The organism is Mycoplasma zalophi (assembly GCF_025486335.1).
GTDB classification, from domain to species: domain Bacteria; phylum Bacillota_I; class Bacilli_A; order Mycoplasmatales; family Metamycoplasmataceae; genus Metamycoplasma; species Metamycoplasma zalophi.
This window is the reverse complement of the sequence record NZ_JAOOPZ010000006.1, coordinates 1-507: the sequence shown is the minus strand read 5'-3', so window position 1 is coordinate 507 and position 507 is coordinate 1. Positions and strand designations below refer to the sequence as shown.

Annotated in this window: 1 protein-coding gene; it reads left to right on the top strand. The window is 23.7% G+C overall.

Going from position 1 to position 507, the window contains the following annotated elements; all coding sequences use genetic code 4:
- The coding region (locus N8G13_RS03280; RefSeq protein ID WP_262289464.1) for a restriction endonuclease subunit S at nt 1-507 on the top strand (507 nt) is incomplete at both ends.

Sequence of the window (507 nt, the reverse complement as noted above, 5' to 3'; positions counted from 1 at the left end):
TTGGTTTCAAGACAAGACAAAAAATCTTTATAATTTTGCTTCAGAAGGTGGAACTCCAAATTCTACAAATAAAATATTTTATGAAAAAGGTAAAATACCGTTCGTAAAAATAAATGACACAAAAAACAAATATATCTATGAAACAGAATTTAAAATAAATTCTCTAGGTTTAAAAAATTCTTCTGCTTGAATAATCCCTAAAAACAATATATTATTAACTAATGGTGCTACAATAGGGAATATTTCAATAAATAAGGTAGATTTAGCAACAAAACAAGGAATAATTGGAATGATAATAAATTCTAATTACTTCGTTGAATTTGTATATTATTTATTAAAAAGTGATCATTTTCAAAAATCATTATTTTCAAAGGTGTCAGTAGGAACTTTTGCAAATGTTATTTTGCAACAAGTAGCAGAAATAAATATAAAAGTCCCAGACAAGAAAGAACAAGAAAAAATATCAAATACTTTTAATTTATTTGATACAAGCATATCTTTGTTAAA